Annotated in this window: 14 protein-coding genes; 8 read left to right on the forward strand and 6 right to left on the reverse strand. The window is 66.4% G+C overall.

All coding sequences use genetic code 11. The annotated features are described in order from the left end of the window. Window positions 1–282 precede the first annotated feature (282 nt). The 8 genes from lepA (at window position 283) to QZY48_RS16045 (ending at window position 8190) form a co-directional block, all read left to right on the forward strand. Window positions 283–2085: a translation elongation factor 4 gene (gene lepA / locus QZY48_RS16010; protein ID WP_295432630.1), complete on the forward strand. Its 1803-nt coding sequence runs from the start codon at window positions 283–285 to the stop codon at window positions 2083–2085. A 43-nt stretch (window positions 2086–2128) separates the two neighbouring features. Next, on the forward strand, window positions 2129–2977 hold the full coding sequence (gene lepB / locus QZY48_RS16015; RefSeq protein ID WP_295432633.1) for a signal peptidase I: 849 nt from the start codon (window positions 2129–2131) through the stop codon (window positions 2975–2977). Window positions 2978–3047: 70 nt separating this feature from the next. Continuing rightward, a complete protein-coding gene (locus QZY48_RS16020; protein ID WP_295432635.1) occupies window positions 3048–3383 on the forward strand; it encodes a DUF4845 domain-containing protein in 336 nt (111 codons plus the stop codon). Next, window positions 3380–4069 carry a ribonuclease III gene (gene rnc / locus QZY48_RS16025; protein WP_295432637.1) on the forward strand — a complete coding sequence of 230 codons (690 nt, stop codon included), beginning with the start codon at window positions 3380–3382 and terminating at the stop codon, window positions 4067–4069. Before QZY48_RS16020 ends, rnc begins: the two co-directional genes overlap by 4 nt. Further along, a complete protein-coding gene (gene era / locus QZY48_RS16030; RefSeq protein ID WP_295432639.1) occupies window positions 4062–4964 on the forward strand; it encodes a GTPase Era in 903 nt (300 codons plus the stop codon). Before rnc ends, era begins: the two co-directional genes overlap by 8 nt. Before the next feature lie 274 nt (window positions 4965–5238). Beyond that, window positions 5239–6015, forward strand: coding sequence for a DNA repair protein RecO (recO, locus tag QZY48_RS16035; RefSeq protein ID WP_295432642.1), 777 nt, complete (start codon window positions 5239–5241; stop codon window positions 6013–6015). 25 nt (window positions 6016–6040) lie between these two features. Next, window positions 6041–6796 carry a pyridoxine 5'-phosphate synthase gene (gene pdxJ / locus QZY48_RS16040; protein ID WP_295432646.1) on the forward strand — a complete coding sequence of 252 codons (756 nt, stop codon included), beginning with the start codon at window positions 6041–6043 and terminating at the stop codon, window positions 6794–6796. 173 nt (window positions 6797–6969) lie between these two features. After that, window positions 6970–8190 (forward strand): glucose-1-phosphate adenylyltransferase family protein, encoded by a 1221-nt coding sequence (locus tag QZY48_RS16045; protein ID WP_295432649.1) that lies wholly within the window; start codon window positions 6970–6972, stop codon window positions 8188–8190. Window positions 8191–8343: 153 nt separating this feature from the next. Here the strand turns inward: QZY48_RS16045 and QZY48_RS16050 are convergent, their stop codons facing one another. The 6 genes from QZY48_RS16050 to pglX all read right to left on the reverse strand — a co-directional run bounded on the left by QZY48_RS16050 (window position 8344) and on the right by pglX (window position 20324). Next, a complete protein-coding gene (locus QZY48_RS16050; RefSeq protein WP_295432650.1) occupies window positions 8344–9513 on the reverse strand; it encodes an ATP-binding protein in 1170 nt (389 codons plus the stop codon). A gap of 66 nt (window positions 9514–9579) precedes the next feature. After that, window positions 9580–11613 carry a protease Lon-related BREX system protein BrxL gene (brxL, locus tag QZY48_RS16055; protein WP_295432652.1) on the reverse strand — a complete coding sequence of 678 codons (2034 nt, stop codon included), beginning with the start codon at window positions 11611–11613 and terminating at the stop codon, window positions 9580–9582. Between the two features lie 186 nt (window positions 11614–11799). Next, window positions 11800–14343, reverse strand: coding sequence for a PglZ domain-containing protein (locus QZY48_RS16060; RefSeq protein ID WP_295432654.1), 2544 nt, complete (start codon window positions 14341–14343; stop codon window positions 11800–11802). Next, on the reverse strand, window positions 14340–14789 hold the full coding sequence (locus QZY48_RS16065) for a hypothetical protein (RefSeq protein ID WP_295432656.1): 450 nt from the start codon (window positions 14787–14789) through the stop codon (window positions 14340–14342). The genes QZY48_RS16060 and QZY48_RS16065 overlap by 4 nt, the downstream gene beginning before the upstream one ends. Next, window positions 14786–15967, reverse strand: a complete 1182-nt coding sequence (locus QZY48_RS16070; RefSeq protein ID WP_295432659.1) for an AAA family ATPase — start codon at window positions 15965–15967, stop codon at window positions 14786–14788. Before QZY48_RS16070 ends, QZY48_RS16065 begins: the two co-directional genes overlap by 4 nt. Next, window positions 15960–20324, reverse strand: coding sequence for a BREX-1 system adenine-specific DNA-methyltransferase PglX (gene pglX, locus QZY48_RS16075; protein ID WP_295432661.1), 4365 nt, complete (start codon window positions 20322–20324; stop codon window positions 15960–15962). Before pglX ends, QZY48_RS16070 begins: the two co-directional genes overlap by 8 nt. Window positions 20325–20498: the final 174 nt, after the last annotated feature.

A 20498-nucleotide genomic window follows, 5' to 3' on the forward strand; every position in this document is an offset into this window, starting at 1 on the left:
CGGATTGTTCGATTACGACAACGACAACGACAACGACAACGACGCCCGGTCCGTGAGAAGGTCCGGTCGCTGCAGGATACGGGATCGGCGTCAACACCTCGGTTCTGATCGCGCCCGCCGCACCCTGTGCGGCCCCGCCCCCGCCCGGTTTCTGCTATGATGGTCGACTTCTTGCGGCTCCCGTGTGCGGCCTGCAGCGGCGCACGCAACCGGCGCGCCATTGCGTGCCGCCGCCCTTGCACCCCCGCGCCCCTCCACCGAGACCCGCGACGGTCCCCAACGATGACCGATCTCAGCCACATCCGTAATTTCTCGATCATTGCCCACATCGACCACGGCAAGTCGACGATTGCGGATCGTTTCATCCAGCTTTCCGGGGCCTTGACCGAGCGCGAGATGTCGAGCCAGGTGCTTGACTCCATGGACCTGGAGCGTGAGCGCGGGATCACCATCAAGGCCCAGAGCATCGCCTTGGACTTCAAGTCCCGGGATGGACGCACCTATCTGCTGAATTTCATCGACACCCCGGGCCATGTGGACTTCTCCTATGAGGTCTCCCGCTCGCTCGCCGCCTGCGAGGGCGCGCTGCTGGTGGTGGACGCGGCCCAGGGTGTGGAGGCACAGAGCGTGGCCAACTGCTATACGGCCATCGAGCAGGGGCTGGAGGTGCTGCCGGTCCTGAACAAGATCGACCTGCCCAACGCCGAGCCGGAGCGGGTGATCAAGGAGATCGAGGAGATCATCGGCATCGAGGCCGAGGACGCCCTGCGGGTGAGCGCCAAGACCGGTGAGGGCATTCCCGACCTGCTGGAGGTCTTGGTGCTGCGCATCCCGCCCCCCAAGGGCGACCGCGAGGCGCCCCTGCAGGCCCTGATCATCGACTCCTGGTTCGATCCCTATGTGGGCGTGGTGTCGCTGGTGCGCGTCATGAATGGTGAGATGCGCCGCCGCGACAAGATCGTCATGCTCGCCACCGGGCGCACCCATCTGGTGGACTCGGTGGGGGTCTTCACGCCGAAAAAGGTCGAGCGCCTGAGCCTGGGTCCCGGGGAGGTCGGCTACCTCATCGCCTCCATCAAGGAGATCGACGGGGCCCCGGTCGGCGATACCATCACCAGGCCCGAGCGGCCGGGAGAGAAGCTCGAGGGCTTCAAGGAGATGCGCCCGCGGGTCTTCTCCGGCCTCTATCCGGTGGACTCGGACGCCTATGAGGACCTGCGCGAGGCCCTGAGCAAACTGCGGCTCAACGACGCCTCCCTGTTCTACGAGCCGGAGGTGTCCCAGGCCCTGGGGTTCGGCTTCCGCTGCGGCTTTCTGGGGATGCTCCACATGGAGATCGTCCAGGAACGCCTCGAGCGCGAATACGATCTCGACCTCATCACCACGGCCCCGACCGTGGTCTATGAGGTGCTGCGCCAGGACGGGGAGGTCTTTCGTATCGACAATCCGGCCAATCTGCCGGAGCCCAACAAGATCAGCGAGGTCCGTGAGCCGATCATCGAGGCCCACATCCTCACCCCCCCGGACTACTTGGGTAACGTGATCAACCTGTGCATCGAGAAGCGCGGGGTGCAGAAGCAGATCCAGTATCTGGGCGGGCAGGTCCAGGTAACCTATGAACTGCCGCTCGCCGAGGTCGTGCTCGATTTCTTCGACCGTCTCAAGTCGGCCAGCCGCGGCTATGCCTCCTTCGAGTACGAGCATAAGCGCTTTCAGGCCTCCGACCTGGTGAAGCTCGATGTCCTGATCAACGGCGACAAGGTCGACGCGCTCTCGACCATCGTGCACCGCGCGGTTTCCCAGACCCGCGGCCAGGATATCACCGTGCGAATGAAGGAGTTGATCCCGCGGCAGATGTTCGAGGTGGCCATCCAGGCGGCCATCGGCAGCAAGATCATCGCCCGCACGACCGTCAAGGCCCTGCGCAAGAACGTGCTGGCCAAGTGCTACGGGGGCGATGTCTCGCGCAAGCGCAAGCTTCTGGACAAACAGAAGAAGGGCAAGAAGCGCATGAAACAGGTCGGCCGGGTCGAGATCCCTCAGGAGGCCTTCCTTGCCGTGCTCCAGGTGGGCAAGGATAATTGACGGCCGCACCGGGGCACCTTGAGTTTTCCACACTGAGATATCCATGAATTTTGATTTTCCAGCCTTTTTGGTGCTGGCCTGCGCCGTCACCGGCGGCATCTGGCTGGTGGATGCCATGGTTTTCGCGCCGCGGCGCCGCGTCTTGGCGCCGACGGACGGGTCTGCGGTTGCGGTGCCGGGTCCGGCCGGGGGGCGTGAGCCCATCCTGGTCGAATATGCCCGCTCCTTTTTCCCGGTGATCCTCATCGTCCTGTTGTTGCGCTCCTTTGTGGTCGAGCCCTTTCGCATCCCGTCCAACTCGATGATGCCGACCCTGCTGACCGGGGATTTCATCCTGGTCAACAAGTTCGCCTATGGGCTGCGCCTGCCGGTCCTCAATTTCAAGTTTCTGCCGATCGGGGAACCGCGGCACGGTGACGTGGTGGTCTTCAAGTACCCGCAGGACGGCAAGACCGACTACATCAAACGGATCATCGGAGTCCCGGGCGACGAGGTCTTCTATCGCGACAAGACCATCTACCTCAACGGCAAGCCCCAGGGTCAAGTGGCGCTTGGGCGTTACACCGGGGTGGCCTCGGGGGCGGGCATGACCGGCGCCCGCGAGGCGGTGGAGACGCTCGATGGCGTGGAGCACCACACCCTGGTCCGCCAGGGTCTGCCGGACCTGCCGCCCGGGTGTCGCGTGCTCGCGCAGGGACCGGTGAAGGTGCCGCCTGGGTATTACTTCGTTATGGGCGACAATCGTGACAACAGTAACGACAGCCGCTGCTGGGGGTTCGTCCCCGAGGAAAATCTGGTCGGCAAGGCCTTTGCCATCTGGATGCACTGGGACGGCGAACGCGACGGCTTTCCGCCTATTGCCTGGGGCCGGCTCGGCAACCTGATTCGCTAATCTGATTCGGTGAGGGGTGATCGATATGCCTGAGATGCCTGCCCGACAGCAGGGAATGGGGATGAGCGGCATGCTGTTTGTCCTCGTGGTGGTCATCTTCGTCGTGACCGTGCTGTTCAAGCTCGGCCCCGCCTATATGAGCTACATGACCATGAAATCCATCATGAATGGGGTCGCGGAGTCGCCGGAGCCCATCCTGGGCGGTAAGGCGGCAATCATGAAGGTCCTGGAGAACCGCATGATGGTCAATGAAGTCCGCACCATCGACAGCAAGTCATTCGCCTTCAAGAAGGTCGGGGAAGAGGCGTTCGGTGTGACGCTCACTTATGAGCGGCGCGAACACCTCTTTTTCAATGTCGATGCGGTGCTGACCTTCAGCCACTCGGTTGTGGTCAAGGGGCGGTGAGTACCGATAGCCGCCGGTTGGCCCGCGCCCTGGGTCACCCCTTCGCCCGCGCGGACCTGCTCCAGCAAGCCCTCACCCACCGCAGTGCCGGGGCCGTCAACAATGAGCGGCTGGAATTTCTCGGCGATGCCCTGATCGGCTTCACCATTGCCGAGGCCTTGGTGGGCCGCTTCCCGCACGCCGACGAGGGGACCCTGAGCCGGATGCGCGCCGCGTTGGTCAAGCGCGAGTCTCTGGCACAACTGGCCCGTGGGCTGGAACTGGGCGACTACCTGCGTCTGGGCGCGGGCGAGTTGCGCACCGGCGGCCATACCCGCGACTCCATCCTGGCGGATGCCCTGGAGGCGGTCCTGGGGGCGATCTATCTGGATGGGGAGTTCAATCGGGCGCGCACCGTGGTCCTGAACCTCTTTCGTGCCTCGCTGGCGCAACTCAACGACGCGCACGCCGACAAGGACCCCAAGACCCGTCTGCAGGAACTCCTGCAGGCGCGCCGCCGCCCTATCCCCGAATATGAGGTGTTGACGGTCGGCGGCACCCAGCACGCCCAGAGCTTCACTGTCAGTTGCGCCTTGCCGGACGACGGGCGTCTGAGTCGGGGTGAGGGCAGTAGTCGACGGCGCGCTGAACAGGCCGCTGCCGAGGCCATGCTCATTCAATTTGAAGGACAGGTCGTCCATGACTGATCCGGCATTGCCGCGCTGCGGCTACGTCACGCTCATCGGGCGGCCCAATGTGGGCAAGTCCACGTTGCTCAATCGCATCCTGGGTCAGAAGCTGGCCATCACCTCCCACAAGGCGCAGACCACCCGCCACGCGATCCTGGGTATCAAGACCAGACCCGAGGGCCAGATCCTGTTCGTCGATACGCCGGGTATCCATCGCCGCGGCGAGGGTGCCCTCAATCGCTATCTCAACCGGGCCGCCCGCACGGCCATCGGCGATACCGACCTGGTGCTGCTGGTGGTCGAGGCCCTGCGTTGGACCGACGAGGACGCACTGGCCCTGGAGGCCCTGATCAGCGCCGCGCTGCCCGCCATTGCGGTGATCAACAAGGTCGATGGAATACCCGACAAGTCGGTCCTGTTGCCGTACCTGGAGGCGCTGGCAGCGCGCTATGGCTTCCGGTCACTGGTGCCGGTCTCCGCCGCCCGCGGCGACGGGATCGAGGCCCTGGAGCGGTCGGTGATCGCCACCTTGCCCGAGGGTGAGTTCAAATACCCGCAGGACCAGATCACCGACCGCTCGGAGCGCTTCTTCGCCGCCGAGCTGCTGCGTGAGCAACTGGTTCAACGCTACGGCGAGGAGTTGCCCTATCGCACCACGGTCGAGATCGAGCGTTTCGAAGCGGTGGACGGGCGTTACCGGATCAATGCCCTGATCTGGGTCGAGCGCCCGGGGCAGAAGGCGATCCTGATCGGCCACGGCGGCGCGGCCATGAAGGCGACCGCCACCCAGGCGCGCCTGGAGATGCAGAAGCTCTTCGGCTGCTCGGTGCACCTGGAGGTCTGGGTCAAGGTCAAGAAGAGCTGGTCCAGCGACGAGGCGGCCCTGGCGCGCCTGGGTTATCGCGACGGGTAAAGCGTGCGGGCCGGCAGTAACGAGTCAAGAACAAGCTAAACGCAAACACCGTCGTTGTCGTTGTCGTTGTCGTTGTCGTTGTCGTAATCGTAATCGTAATCGTAGCCGTAATCGTAGTCGTAGAAGCGATGCAATTTTGGGTGCGAGAGAATTCGGGACACTACGATAACCTCGATTACGACAACGACAACGACAACGACAACGACAACGACAACGGCGCAAAGAGCGTCCTCTATTGGTATGAAGCCATCCCTCGCCATCCTGGTGCTCCAACGTGGCTGCCCGTCGTGACGCAGGCCTGTTGCGGGCCCTGGTCCTGCATCGGCGTGACTATGGCAACACCAGCCTGTTGCTGGATCTGTTCGCCGCTGGTGTCGGTCGGTTCCCGGCCATCGCGAAGGGGGCTCGCCGCGGCCGCAGCCCCGCAAGCGCCTTGCTGCAACCCTTTGCACCTATCTGGATCGGCGTGGTGGGGCGCGGCGAGGTGCTGACCCTGACCGGCTGCGAGGCGGCCGGGCGCCCCTTCGCCCTGGGCGGGCGGGCCCTGCCCTGCGCCTTTTATCTGAACGAGGTGCTGCTGCGGGTGCTCGGCCGCCACGACCCCCAGGACGCGATTTTTGCCTTCTATCATGCCGCCCTGGGCCAGTTGGCCGCCGGGGAGGACCTGGACTCGGTGCTGCGTCGCTTCGAGCTGCGCCTGCTGGAGGCCCTGGGCTATGCGCCCGGCCTCGACTTGGTCGTGGACGGCGGCGTGGCGGTGGAGCCCGACCGTCACTATCTGGTCGAGCCGGGGCGCGGCACCCGGGCGGCCGCGGCCGACGCGCCGGGTGAACGGGTCTGCGGTGCGACCCTGCTCGCGCTCGCCCGCGGCGAGACGCTCGGGGTCGCGCAGGTTCGCGAGGCGCGTGCCCTGTTGCGGCGCCTGCTCGCACCCCATCTTGGCCCCAAGCCGCTGAAGAGCCGTGAACTCTTCCGGCGCTGGCAGGGGGCGGGCAGGGGGCGGTCAATGGAGGAATTTTGTCCGCAAATGAACGCAAATGAACGCAAATAGGTTCCCGATGATGAGGGAGGCACTGATGAACACCATAGCACCGCCCGAGGTCCTGCTCGGGGTCAATATCGACCACGTCTGCACCATCCGGCAGGCGCGGGGGACCCGCTATCCGGAGCCGATCCAGGCGGCCCTGGTGGCGGAGCAGGCGGGGGCCGACCTCATTACCCTGCACCTGCGCGAGGATCGCCGACACATCCAGGACCGGGACGTGGAACTGCTGCGCAATATCCTGGTGACCCGCATGAACCTGGAAATGGCCGCCACCGCGGAGATGGGCCGCATTGCGGCCCGACTGCGCCCGCCGGACTGCTGCCTGGTGCCGGAGCGGCGCGCCGAGTTGACGACCGAGGGCGGTTTGGACGTGGCCGGTCAGCGGGCCGCGCTCACCGACTTCTGCGCCATGCTGGCGGAGGCCGGGGTGCGGGTGTCGCTCTTCATCGATCCGGACCCGGCGCAACTGGAGGCGGCCCACGCGGTGGGGGCGCCGGTCGTGGAGATCCACACCGGGCGCTATGCCGATGCCCAGGCGCCGCAAGAGCGGACCCTGGAGTTCGAGCGCATCCGTTGCGCGGTGGAACTGGGGCTGGAACTCGGGCTCCAGGTCAATGCCGGTCACGGCCTGGATTACCACAACGTCAAGGCCGTGGCGGCCATCCCCGGGGTTCGCGAACTCAACATCGGCCACGCCATCGTGGCGCGCGCCCTGTTCTGCGGCCTGGAGCAGGCCGTGCGGGACATGAAGCGGGTCATCGACACCGCGGTGGCGCGCGCGACCTGAGCCGGGCCTTTGCCCATATCGGGATAAGAAAGTGACTCTCACGGAGACACGGAGACACAAAGAGAGAATTTCTTCTCCGTGGCTCCGTGTCTTTGTGAGAGGATTCAAGGAATATGGGTAACGACAGCGGCCGCAGCCGGTGCGTCAATCCTCAAGAAGAGTAAGAGTCCGCCATGTCTTTTGACACCCTGACCCTGGTCCTCGCCGCCAACCGCGGCACCGGACTCGAACCGCTGACCATCGATCGGCCCAAGGCCGCCGTACCCTTCGGCGGCAAGTACCGGGTCATCGATTTCACGCTGGCCAACTGCCTGCACTCGGGTCTGCGCCAGGTCCTGGTGCTCACCCAGTACAAGAGCCACTCGCTGCACAAGCACCTGCGCGACGGCTGGTCCATCTTCAACCCGGAACTGCGCGAATTCATCACCGCGGTGCCGCCCCAGCAGCGCGAGGGCCTCAATTGGTACGGCGGCCCCTTCGACGCCATCCGTCAGAACCGCTATCTGGTGGAGCGCAGCCCCGCCGACCAGGTCCTGGTGCTGGTGGGCGAGGCCATCTACCGCATGGACTATGCGGAGCTGGTTCGGGCCCACCGGGAGTCCGGCGCCCAGGTGACGCTCGCGGTGCGCGGTATCCGGGAGCCCGGGTCAGGCGTTCAACCGCTGGTGCGCCTCGACGGGGAGGGGCTGGTCCTGGGGTTGTCGGCGGCCCCCGCGGGCGCGACCGCGTCCGGGGACCCGGGCTCGGGCGATGAGACCCTCTCCACCATGGGCGTCTACTGCTTCGAGAAGTCCTGGCTGCTCGCCGCCCTGGACCCCGCCCGGGAGGGACCGGACCTGGACCTGGGGTTGGACCTGATCGCCCCGCTGCTGGGCGATCTGAAGGCCTGCGGCTACCGCTTCGGCGGCGCGCGCGGCCGGGTGACCCCGGACCGCTACTGGTGCGATCTGGCCTGCATCGACGCCTACTACCAGGCCAACATGGGGCTGCTGCGCGCCGCGCCCCCGCTCGACCTCTATCAGGCCGACTGGAACATCCGCACCTACCAGGGCCAATTCCCGCCGGCGCGCACCGTGCCCGGGGTCACCAGCGGCACCGAGGGGGTCTTCGTCAACTCCATGCTCGCCGCCGGCACCGTGATCAGCGGCGGCGGCGTCAACCAGTCCATCCTGTTCCCGCGGGTGCGGGTGTGCGACGGCGCCATCGTGGACTCCAGCATCCTGTTTGACGGGGTCCAGGTCGGGCAGGGCGCCAACCTGCGCAACTGCATCATCGAGAAGGACGTCCAGGTCCCGCCCAAGGTGCGCATCGGCTTCGAGCGCACGCAGGATAGCGAGCGTTTTACGGTCTCGCCCGGGGGGATCGCGGTGGTGCCCAAGGGTTATCGGTTCTAGCGTTGTGGGCCCCTGGAGTCCAAGGCTTCAGCCTTGGCGGGGCCCGTAGGGTCCGCTGTGCGGACCGACGACCGCGCAGCCAACGCGATGACCGCAGTCATGATCCATGCCTCCGGCCGCGTCCGGCCGGGGCCGCCGGCCCAGGGTGCGCCCTCAGGTCCGGCCCGCCGCCTCTCCGATCGACCGCCACGGAAAGACCTCGATCCCCGCGCGGCTGTAGGCGTCTTCACCGCCATAGACCAGCCACCCCGGCAAGGCGTCCGCGCCCACCAATGAGCGCCACTTTTCGATCCCCCGGAGCCAGTCGCTCACCATGGTGGCGCCCGATTTGATTTCGACCGGCTGCAAACGGGTGCCCGACTCGAAGAGCAGATCGACCTCGTTGCCCGTATTGTCACGCCAGAACCAGAGTCCGGCCGGCTGGCCCGCGTTGAAGCGCTGTTTGACGAATTCGCCGACCACCAGGGTCTCGAACAGCGCACCGCGCTGCGGGTGGATATTGAGCGCCGCACCGTCCCTGATCCCGAGCAGCGCCGCGGCCAGCCCGGTGTCGAGGAAATAGAGCTTCGGTGTCTTCACCAGGCGCTTGCCGAAATTGCGGAAATAGGGCGGCAGCAACAGCACCAGATAGCTCGCCTCCAGCACCGTCAGCCATTCCCGGGCCGTGGTGTGCGAGATGCCGCAATCGTTCGCCAGTGCAGACAGATTCAGCAACTGTCCGGTCCGCGCCGCGCAGAGCCGCACAAAACGCTGGAACAGCGTGAGATCCCGCACCGCGAGTAATTGACGGACATCGCGCTCCAGATAGGTCGCGATATAGCTCGGAAACCAGTCGCCGGGCGCGAGCGGACGGTCATAGAGTGGTGGATAGGCCCCGCGCCACAAGAGGGTGTCCAGGTCCCCGGGCAGGAGGCCGGCCCCGGCCAGTTCCGGCAGTGAGAACGGCAGGAGTTCGATCCGCCCGACCCGCCCGGCCAACGACTGCGTGATGCGCGACATGAGCCCAAACTGCTGCGAGCCCGTCAGCACGAAATCGCCCATCCGCCGCCGGGCATCGACCAGCCCCTGCAGGTAGGACATCAGATCGGGGGCGTGCTGCGCCTCGTCGACCACGGCCCCGTCCGGGAAGCGGGCGAGGAATCCCCGCGGGTCCACCAGCGCCAGCTCGCGTTGGTCCGGCTCCTCCAGGGATACATAGGCTCGCTCCGGATTCAGGGACTTGGCCAGAGTCGTCTTGCCCGATTGCCGCGGCCCGGTGATCGCGAGGATCGGGAAACCGCGCGCGAGGCGTAGCGCGGTGTCGGCGGCGTGACGGGTTATCATGGCAGGGATTTTACAGATCGCAGTTTATAGCTGCAATCTGTAAGAAAAGATCGGTGCTATCCACCCTCACCCCACCAACCCCTTCATCACCGCCCGATCCAGATCCCCATAAAAAGCAATATCGAGCTTCTCGACGACTTCCTCGGGCAGCAAGGCGACCTGCTTCTTATTGGCCACCGGAACCAGCGCGCGCAGCGCCCCGTTGTCGAGTGCCACTTGCAGCGGTTCGGCGATGGAGACGGGGGCCTTGATGTTGCCCTGGATGCTGAGGTCGCCCAAGACCACGGTGCCGCCCGCGATACTGCGGTTCTGGAGTGCCGACATGATGGCGATGAAGAAGGCCACGCCGCACTCGGCCTCGGCGCCTCCACCGGAGAGATCCACTGCCTCGGCGGCGAAGTCTTTGGTGGCCAGCGTTGCCGTGAGCCCGCCGCGGTCCTTGATGGACTGTAGGCAGATCCAGGCACGGTTGAGGGACTCCTTGATCCCCCGCGGCATGCCGGACGGGATGCGCAGCTTACCGGTGCCCGCGGCGCAGGTCACCTCGATGCGAAGCAGGGACACCCGGGACTCTTCGTCGACCGTCGCGGTGTAGGCGGCGCCCGGTGCAAGCGCGTCCTGAGCGATGGCGCCTTGTCCGCCCTGCTCCGGGACCCCGACCGTCGTCTCCCGACCGTCGGTCTCGTCGATATAGGAGAAGCTGGTGCGATAGAACTCAAAGGCCCCGCGCTTCTTGAGTTGCTCCTTCACCCGGCGTCGCGACTCCATCGCCAGTTCCAGATAACCCCGCAGCTCCTCGCGCGTCCATTCACCATGGGGGTGGAAGAGCTTGAGTAACCCGCTCACCGTGCGGCGGATGGAATTGGCGTCCCGGCCTTCGACATGGGCGCCGAGCCGAAACTCGGCGTTCAATGCATCGAAGCGGTTGTCCTTACGTAGCGTCCGCAGCGCCTCGGCCAGGTAGTCGGTAACGAAGCCATAGTGATCGGTCAGCAGCGCGTGTGAGCTTTTCGGCACCTCCCATCCAGGAAGATAGAAATGAAATCGGTCCATCAGGGCGAGATCGAACTCCTTGGGCAACGGCTGGAAGAGGTCCATGGCACTGTTGCTCACCAGCGTCTCCACCGGATGGTTCAGGTTGCCGATGAACACCATCGAGGCGTTGGCGTGAACCTGGGTGATGCCGCGGCTAAACCGACCATTGGCCATGTAGTCCTTCATGATCTGGATCGTGTCGGGATCGGTGACCTTCATCCCGCCGACCTCATCGAAGGCCACGACGTCCCAGTGCCCAACCAACCCCACCTGTCGGCGCGCATTGTTGTAGAAGAGGTTGGCCGTGCTCGCCTTGCCCCCCGACAGCAGGATGGCGTAAGGCGTGAACTCCGAATAGGCGTAGGACTTACCCGTGCCGCGGGGCCCCAGTTCGATGAAATTGTAATTCTTCTCGACCATGGCCAGGAGGCGCGTCAGCAGTAGTACCTTGCGTCGCGCGTCGAACCGATCGGGCTCCAGACCCAGGCTGCGCAGCAGCACATCGATCCACTCGGCGGTCGTGAAGGCCCGGCGTCCTTCGCAGAACTCCTCGAAATCGAAACGGGCGAGCTGAATAGGCTTCAGATCACGCACATGGAAGGGACTCGCGTTCCGGCCGGCCTCTTCGGATGTTCGATATTCGAGGTCGACGATGGCCCAGATGCCCCCCTCCAGCAGACGGTCGTAGCGGCGGTGGAATTCGTCAGGGATGTGGATGCGCTGGAACCCGAAGTTGTCCATGGCGGCCCAGTATTTCATCTCGCTGGGGGCGAAGCGCACCTCGATGCGATCGATGAAGCGGTGATGGCCGTGTCGTTCCACCAACGCCTTGGCCTTGTTCGCCTCGTCTTGGCGGAAATAATTCTTGCGCAGGGTGTCCTTGACCGCCGCGATTCCGAGTTGTACCTCTTCCTCATGGTCGGAGGCGCAATAGCGGCCCAGAAGATACTCAAGCACATAGGACGGGACATTCTCGCCGCCCTTGATCTGGTGCAAGAGGTCCTTGCGAACGACCTTTCCGGGAAAGGCGCTGTTGAGCTTGCGGTCGAGTGCGTCGAGATCCATGGCCTTTAATCTTAGCAAAGAGTAGTTATCCACAGATGAACACAGATTAACACAGATTATTCATTGACTTACGCTTGGCCGGGGACTCACCTCGCCGGTGATTGTGACAATAGCGATAAGCTCATGACAATTCGAAGAAAATCTGTGTTCATCTGTGTTCATCTGTGTTCATCTGTGGATTTTAGGTTAATCCAAGGTCGCGTTTCGGAGCACCAGCGGCGGCGCGTGCGACAGGCCGGGCGTGGTGGCATCGGTGACGCGGATCTCCACGGCATCGCCGTCGAAGTCCGGCGCCAGCGCGATGGGCACCTGGACGCGCTGGTTTGCCGCGAGTAAGACCAGCCCCGTATGTGGATCCCTGGCCTCGCAATCCGCGGCCTCGCCGACCACCCTGGTAGTGCCCGGCGCGAACGCCTGCACCCGCACCGCAAGCTCCATTCGCAGCAGGCTCGAAAAGCTCACCTGGACACTGAAGATGCGGGTGGTGAACCGGTCGCTGCGATAGGTGACCTGACAGAAGATGGCCTCGTCCCCGGTCGGCCGCGGCGGCGCCGCGTCGAGGACGACGATCGGGATCACGCACTCCTGAAGCGACAGCCCTTCATGGAAGTACGGGCTGCCGGCACGAAACACCTTGACCCCGCGTGGTACGCACACATCCTTCACCGGCCCCTGGATGCCCAGGTCGCAGGCCGCGATGGTCACCAACCCGTCCGCTCGCGCACCCAGCGCACCCAGGAGGGCGCGGCGCTTGCGCAGCAGCCATTGGCCCGTCGGCTCAGGACACTGGTCACCCGGCAGGACCTCCGGAAGCTGCATAAAGCCATGGTCGGCCGCGAACACCAGTCGCTCGAAGCCGAGCCCGATGAGTCGTTTGGCGGCGGCCAGCAGATCGGCAACCACCTCACCGATATACCGGCGTGCCACGAGCGGATCGCTGTGCTCGCCGAAATCGTCGATCTCCGTGCTGAACACCGCCAGCACATCGGCGGTGCCGACGAGCTGGCGCAGTTGCGCCGCACTGGCGGTCAGCAACTCGCCGAGCCGCAGGCTCTTGAACCGGTCCCCAAGTGCGGCGCGCAGCACCCGGCGCCGATCCTCGGCCGTCACAACCGGCTTGCCCGCGATCAGCGGTACCAAACCAGCTTCCGACTCGCCGTATGTGAGTCCGGCCTCGGCGCCCGGCAGCAGCGCGGCCATACCGAAGGGGGTCGCCGCGGGGACCACGCCGCAGGCCGGTTCCACCGCTGCCGTCCCCTCAGTTCCAAGCCGATCGGCCAACTCCCGGCCCATCTCGAAGCGCAACGCATCGACCAGGAACCAGGCGGTGCGCCGACCCTCGGCGATCGGGCCGGCCGCATGGCGCGACCAGGCCTGAGTCTGCCGGGTCAATCCCTCCGGCGGCCAGCCGCCACGCACGACGGCATCGAGGAAGGCATCCTGGGCGGCACCCAGCCAGCGGCGGTACTCGCGACGCACCAGCTCCAGGAGCGGCGCCAGGCTGTCGCGGTCCACCAGCAGTGCGGCGGCCTGCTCCACCAGACGTTGTGCCTGGTCCAGCCGCCACATGCCGTCCTGGTCCGAGCAATAGGCACGCACATGGTCTGCGACCGGCCGATTGGCTCCCACCTGACGTGCCTCCCAGGCCAGGCCCGCATCGAGCAGGTTCAGACAACGCTCTGCCAGACGCCACAGTTGATCGCGCTCCGGCAGCGCGCGCCAGACCGACTGCCTTCGCCCAATCGCCAAGGCCCGTGCCGCGGCGGTCTCGCCGGCGAGTGCCTGCTGCTGAAGCTGCCGCAGCGCCGCACGATCTTCAAACGGAAAGCTATCCCGGTTACCGACCTGGGCGCTCGACTCTCCAATGGAGGAAAGTCCCAGCCGGCGCTCGACCTCCGTGGCCATTGCCCGGTAGGCGTCGCGGTGCTCGGCCGAGGCCCTGAGGTCCCGACAAAGGTCCTGTATGGAACGCTTGAAGCGCGGGCTTGCACGAGGGACATGGGCCAAGGCCACAGGAACCGCGTCCGGCCGGTCATAAACCAGCTCGCTGAACAGCAGCCATTGGCCAAACGCAGGCCCCAATCCGTCAAGCGCAGGTGGCGGGGACGGATCGAACCCATAGCTATCCCCGAGCAGGTCCCGCAGATCGGCGACGAGTGCGGGTGCCGACTGGAGCTGGCCGCGCAGATCGCCCGGCAGGCAGAGCAGCATCGCCGCGACGCGGCCCGGGACCTCGGTGCCCAGCACCTGCTCCAAAAGCGGATAGCGGGTCCCGCCCGCCAGGGCGTCGAGCTGTGCGAGGGTGGGCTGACCCTGGCTGAACAGGCGATCGACCTCGTCCTCGCGGCCGGCCAGCACCTGGCGCGCAATGGAGTGCAGGCGCTCGGTGTCGGTGTCGCCAAAGGCCGCACCGCACAGCGCGAAGGGCTCGAAGGGGTCCGCGCGCCGCGCCCCTTCATCGTCCGCGTTCCCGCGCGGCGCGGGGACATAGATCAGCAGCGGTGCCGGCGCGGGGCCGAGTGAGTCGAGGTCGAACAGCGCGCGCCATACCTGGTCCGCCTCGCGGCGCGCCCGCAGCACGGACTCGCCGGCGTCCACCTTGATCAAGGGGTCGAGGCTGATCCCCCGGAACAGGTCGTGGAAGACGCGGTCCGGGTCGTACCAGACCAGCATCCGCCGCTCCCTGAGTCGGGAGATGATGACCTCGCCGACATGCCTGCTGATACTCATGCTGTCCTCCTGCTGCGCGCCTCGCGCGTGAGTCGGTCAAGATCCCGGAGTAGTTTCCCGTAGGACGCTGACCGCGCGGCGGCCCCGGGTGAGAACGTCAAGCCGCCGGTCAACCTGAGCTGGTGGACCCGCTCCTCGTAGGAACAGCCCAAGAGCCGCTCGATCAGACCTTTACAATCCCGCGGGACCTCCGGCCGCAGCGGATCCGGCAGTCTGTCCGATGGCAGCAAGCCGGCGGCCCGCAGCGCGGTCAAGCTCGCCAGAAACCAGGCCTCGTATTCGCGGTTGGCGATGACGACGGCAAGCGGCATGTCCGGCGCGACCGTTCGCGCCCGCGCCAACAGGGCGGGACCGAGGCCATCGCCGCTGGACCGGACCTGACACTCGTCGTCGGCATCCAGCACGACCAGGATGGCCGCGGGCCGAAGCGTCAGTGCAATGCTCACAATTCCAGCGCGAAGAGGTCGTCGCCGCAGGTCTCGGGCTCAGGTCCGGTCCAGAGTGCGTTGGAGCGCAGCAACTCGCCCACGGTATCGAGCGTATTGACCGCGGCCTGCGTTTCCGGGCTCAGCCGGAAGACCTGGCTGGTGCCGTCACGCCACTCGACGACCCGCACCCGGTCAGCGGTGACCGCTGAATGGCTGAGCACCTCAGGCGAGTGGGTCGTCAACACCACGCGCATGCGCGCACAACTCGCCTGCGCCGCGTCGAGCAGGACGCCCAGCGCGCTCGCGTGCAGCGAATTCTCGATCTCGTCGATCAGGACCACGGAGGGGATCGGCTGCTGACGCAAGGCAAGCAGCACGCCCAGGCCCGCCAGCGTGCCCTGCGAAACTTGGCGCGCCTCCAGGGTGCGTACCGCCTCCCCCTGCTGTTGACGGAAGCGCAGCACGCGCCGGCCGTAGAGCGCGTCGCCCTCGACCCGGACTATCCCTTCCGTGATCAGCGCCAACCGCTCCAGCAGCCACGAACACTCCGCTTCGGGCAGTGCCTTGAGCACATCACCGGCGTTGGCTCCATTGCACAAAAGGGTTGTGCGCTCCCCGATCTCCCGCGCCTCGGCCATGTGTGCGGGAGACAGCGCATAGGTGCGCAACCCCCGAATGCTGTCGAGAATCTGGTTCCATAGGGAGTCAGATCGACCAATCAATGGCAGCATCAGCCGACCGTCGGGCGGCACCGGGTCAAGCCGATTGCCCGGTGCATGGAAGTCTCCCCCGGTGCGCTCGAAGCCACCCGATATCGCGCTCGTCGCGAGTCGCTCCACGATGCGATAGGGTGCGTTCGCAACGCTTACGAGTTCAAAGCCATAGACGACACGAACGGGGGCGCGCCCGGGCAACAGGATCGACATGGCGAGCGCCAGCCCGAGCGGCGCATCAAGGTCTCCGCCCGCTGACATCCGGCGCACGCTGTTCAACCCGCCCCGCCGGTCGAGGGCATTTTCCAGGCTGTCGCTCACGGCCTCCTGCAGCAGCGCGATGGCGTCCAGCAGGCTCGACTTGCCGGCGCCGTTGCGTCCGACCAGGAAGGTCAGGTCCGACAGCCGCAGCCGCGCGTTCTCGAAGGCGCGGAAGTTCCGCAGGCGAATCTCTTCGACGGTCACCGTCATGCGTTCAGCCATGGTCCGGCTCCGTGGTTTCGGCCAGGGCGAGTTGCCCGTTGCCCCCACGCCGACGCCCGCGGCGCGGCTTCTCCGGCGTGGGTTCGTAGAGGTCCTCGCGGCCATGGGCGATCGCCAGATCCCGCTCGGTGCGGCAACGCTGCAACACCTGCTCTGGGTGCAGCCACAGTGCGAGGTGGGACCAATCGTGCTCACCGCGCTCGAGCTCATCCCAGACGGTCTGTGCCGCCTCGCGCCAGCCGCGGTGGCGGAACCAGCGTGCGAGCGGGGCCGCGTTGACCACGGCGCCGTCGTCCAGGTGCGGCGCAAAGCCGCGGTTGACGAGTCCGTTCAGGGCCTCGCGCAGTTCGGCGCGCTCGCGCAGCTCCACGCCGATGCGGTCGAGTCGGCCCTGACCCTCGCCGGACAGTGCGCCCTGACTGCGCGCCGCGAGCAGGCCCGCCTCCTCGCGCTGCAACAACTGTTCGTTCGCACGCAGCCGATTGACGCAGGCCGAGAGCATCGCGCCGCAGAGGCGCGGGTAGTAGAGCCAGAGGGTGAAGCCGCCGGACGCGGTGGACAGGGGCCAATAGATCGGCGCACGCCGCTTGCTCTTGGAGTAGCGCGCCAGATGGTCGGCGAAGAAACCGTCGGGCCGGCGCAGCCAGGTGCGCAGTGAGTCGGTGCCCAGGGCTTCGGCCAACTCCGCCTCGCGTTCTGCATGGGCCGCGCCGTAGACCAGTTCCAGGCATTGGCTGGTGCGCCGGTAGAGGTCATCGAGGTGTCGTGCCGGCGCGGCATCGTCCAAGGCGTCGTCCTGAAGGATGCCGTCCCAGGCAATGTCGAGCGGATAGGCGCCGGCGTCGTCCTCGGCGCGCCCCAAGCGGGTTCCATCCGCGGCCAGCACCCAGGGCGTGCCGTCGCTGTCGGTCTCGATCAGGGGCAGCGCGCAGGCGTCAGTGCGGGCGGCGAGCCAGGTCGCGGAGGCGAGGTGTCCCGGCGCGGCCGGCAGGCCCCGCGCATCGACGAGCTGACCCAGCGGGCAGCGCGGCAGAGGCCCGAAGGGGTCAGCCCATCCCGGGATCCAATCCGCGTGGTCGAGCAGACGAATATCCCAGCGCCCGACCGTCAAACCGAGGGCCCAACTGACGCAATCGGCGGCGGAGCGTTTCAGGTCCTCGGGCCTGAGCAGGTCCAGGCGGCGCCGGATCGCGGCCAGTCGCCGTGGTGGCAGGGCGAATAGCCGACATAGCGTCTCCTCGTCGCGCAACGCGCGGGTCTGACGACCACGCCGGTGCTCGCAGCGGACATCGACCTCCGCATCCAGACCGCCGGGCAGGTGCTCGCCCGGCAGGGCCTCCTTGGTCAGATAGGCGGTGCGGAACAGCGCGTCGTCGGGATCGGCCGCCGGCTCCGCAAATCGGGCAACCGCGGGCTCCAACTCCTCGTCCATCAGTTGCCGGTCGCGCTCGGTGAAGCCATAGGCATCGGCCACGATGGTGTCGATCTCGGCCGTGATCTCGGCCAGCTCGGCGAAGCGGTCCTCGCGGGCCTCGATGCGGCGGCGGGTGGCTTGGTCGAGGGGCAGGTCGCGGCCGGTGAGCAGGACGGGCGGGACGGTGAAGGCGGCGCAGGTTTCGCCAGTCACATCTTCATCGAGTTGGCCTTTCCTGACATAGGCGACTGCGTCGGCGGTGAGCCCGTTGATGCGCTCCGTCTGGGCGACCGAAGGGTGTGGCGCTCCCGCATTCTTGATGACACCGACTTCGTAGGACTTGGAGATTGAGTTCGGTGACGCGTCAGCGGTATTGAGCCAAGGCGACAGGAGGAGGTGGAACGGGCGAGCCGCGAGCACCCCGAGATACGAGCAGGGGTGCCCAGAAGCAAATAGCGTTGGCCCCTTATGGCTAAAGGCGCAGCCTTCCGGGAGAACCCGTGGGCCCAGAGGAAGGTTGGTCCTCAGTGGCCAAGTGACACCGCGGCGACCGAAGTATTGGGTGTTTTGGGGCCGCCCGCGTCCGAACGCCTTAATTTCTTCCCCGTCAGTCTCCCAGTTGAGCGTCAGATGGACGTCATCCCAAAAAGGCCGATACTCACCGCCCTTCGCGAAACGCGGCCATTTGTCGCCGAGGCCGATGCGGGTCATATCCATTTCCCAAATCAGCCGTAAGAAGCGAAAGTCGTCAGCGGTTACCGTTCCCTGCTTCACGTCTCCGATTGCCGATCCAATGCTCGGCGCAATGGCCAACTGATCCAGCAACGCTTCGGACATCGAGTAAGCATAAGCGCCGTCACGAATCCGCTTGAAGCGGCGGGCCGTCGAGCGATGGCTGTACGGGTGCGACTGGCCGTCACGGACGCTCTGGACAGCATGGTACAGCGCCGACTCCTTTCGGCCGGTGGTGACCAGTCTGAACCACTGAGCGTCAGAATCCAGATTCGCTCGTTTATCGACGACAACGGCCGCGGTCTCCACTTTCGCTTCGAGCGCGCCATACCCGATATCTGCGGCAAGGACGACGGCCCCATGGCTGCCAAAGACCTGCTCCCGGAGCCCTCGAAGGCTGGACTGACCGAGCCAGTCACGCTCTGTAATGGCACCGATGCGACCATGGGGCTCCAGGATCTCCAGCGCCCGCTGGAAGAACATCGCGTAGATCTCATGGCCGCAAGCAGGATAGTCCGCATCGAGCAGGTCCTTGGTTCCCTCCGCCGGTTGCCCGAACGGCGGATTCATCAACACCACGTCATAGCGGGCGCGCGAGATATCGATCAACGCCAGCCCGCGCTCGGCGTCCTCGGCGAAGAGCCGCCGCAGCACCCGCTCGTGCTCGCCGGCCTGGGCGGCGTAGTCGGCCAGCGCCTGGACGACCCGCTCCTCGGCGCCGGTCCAGAAGCGCGCGGCCTCGTCCCGGGCCAGACTGCTCAAGTCATGGCGGGGACCGGCCCAGTTCGGGCTCTCGTCGAACAGGTCCCCCTGAAGCGGCGGCCCAGTGCCGCGATTGGCGCCGTCCGAGCGCTCGCGGGCCTCGCGGACGATGCGGCGGATGGTCTCGTCGATGCGCAGCAGGAGCCCCGTCTCGCCGACCGGGCGCATGGCCTGCCAGAGGGCGCGCACCAGTTCGCCGAGCTCGGGCGGTTGCAGGCCAGCGGCGAAGGCATCGAGCTGGGCGCGGTCGCCCGGCATCGGCTCGGCGCACACTAAATTCATGCGCTCGATGGTCGGGCGCTCGGCCGCCGGGATCCTTTGCCAGGAACGCTGGGCGCGCAGCCACAGGGCCAGGGCCGCGACCTGGATCGGGCGTGGGTCGATGTCGACGCCGAACAGGTTGTGACGCAGGATCAGGGCCGGGACCGCGCGGGCGAAGGCGTCGCGGTCCGGGTACTGGGACCAGAGCGGGGTGCGGCCGGGGCTGGTGCCGACATGGCGGTCCCAGGCGTCCAGATAGATCCGCTCCAGCAGGTCGTAGGCATAGAGCAGGAAGTGACCGCTGCCGCAGGCCGGGTCCAGCACGCGGATCTCGCGCGGGTCCTTCGGCGGCACCGGCAACAGGGGGCCGCCGTGGTAGAGATAAGCGCAGTGGTCGGCGACCGCGGTCGCACCGCCGGTCATTTCGACCCACAGGCGGCCCAGGGTGTTGTCGGTGAGAAACTCGACGACCCAGCGGGGCGTGAAGAGCTGGTTGCGGACCGCCAGATGGTGCGAGTCTTTCGGTGCCTTCTTGCCTTCCCTGAGCTTTTTACGCTCGTCGGCCGAATGGAAGTCCTGGTACACCCAGCCGATGGCCTCGTCGTCCTGCCAGGCGCGCGCCAGTTCGGGCACGTTCAGCCGGGCCACGACCTGTTCCAGGCAGCCGGCGCCGGGGAAGATCAGTGAGCGCGGTTCGCGCCGGTCGAACAGGGCGGGCAGGTCCTGGGCGATCTCGTCGAAGACCCGCTCCAGGAAGACGCGGTAGGCCTCCTCGTCGCGGCCCAGTGCGCCGCCGGCGAATTGCAGGTACAGCCGAAAGCCGTCCGAGCGCAGCCCGTCGCGCAGACAGGTCCGCAGCACACCGCGCTCCTCTGCCATGCGGATGGCGGCGAGCCGGTGCAGGACGGTGAAGGCGGTCTCCTCGGCCATGCGCCGCAGCGCGGCCTGGTCGCGCTGGGCGTTGGTGCCGCTGGTCAGACCCGCCAGGTGGCGGTGCCATTCGCGCAGTTGCTCGGCGATGCCGCGCTCGGCGGACGAGAGCGTGAGTCCTTTGAGCGGGCGGGGGGCGCCCTCAGGCGTGAAGCCGTAGATGCGCAGGAGTTGGTCGCGGGCCTCGCCTTCCAGCAGGCTGCGGGCCCGGGCCACCGCGCTGGTCAGGCTCTTTCGCTCGCTGTCTGACAGGGCCATGCTCAGCAGCTATTCCAAATTCGGGCGGCATCGCGTGCCCCCTGGTGGATGCGGCGCGCCCGGGCGCTGTGCCCAGTCCCGGACACCGTGCGGCGCGCCTTATCCACCCTACGGCGGCGTCTGTCTTGTAGGGTGGATAAGCGTAGCGCATCCACCATCACCCTCACCGTCGGC

Source organism: uncultured Thiodictyon sp., assembly GCF_903828115.1.
Taxonomy (GTDB): Bacteria; Pseudomonadota; Gammaproteobacteria; order Chromatiales; family Chromatiaceae; genus Thiodictyon.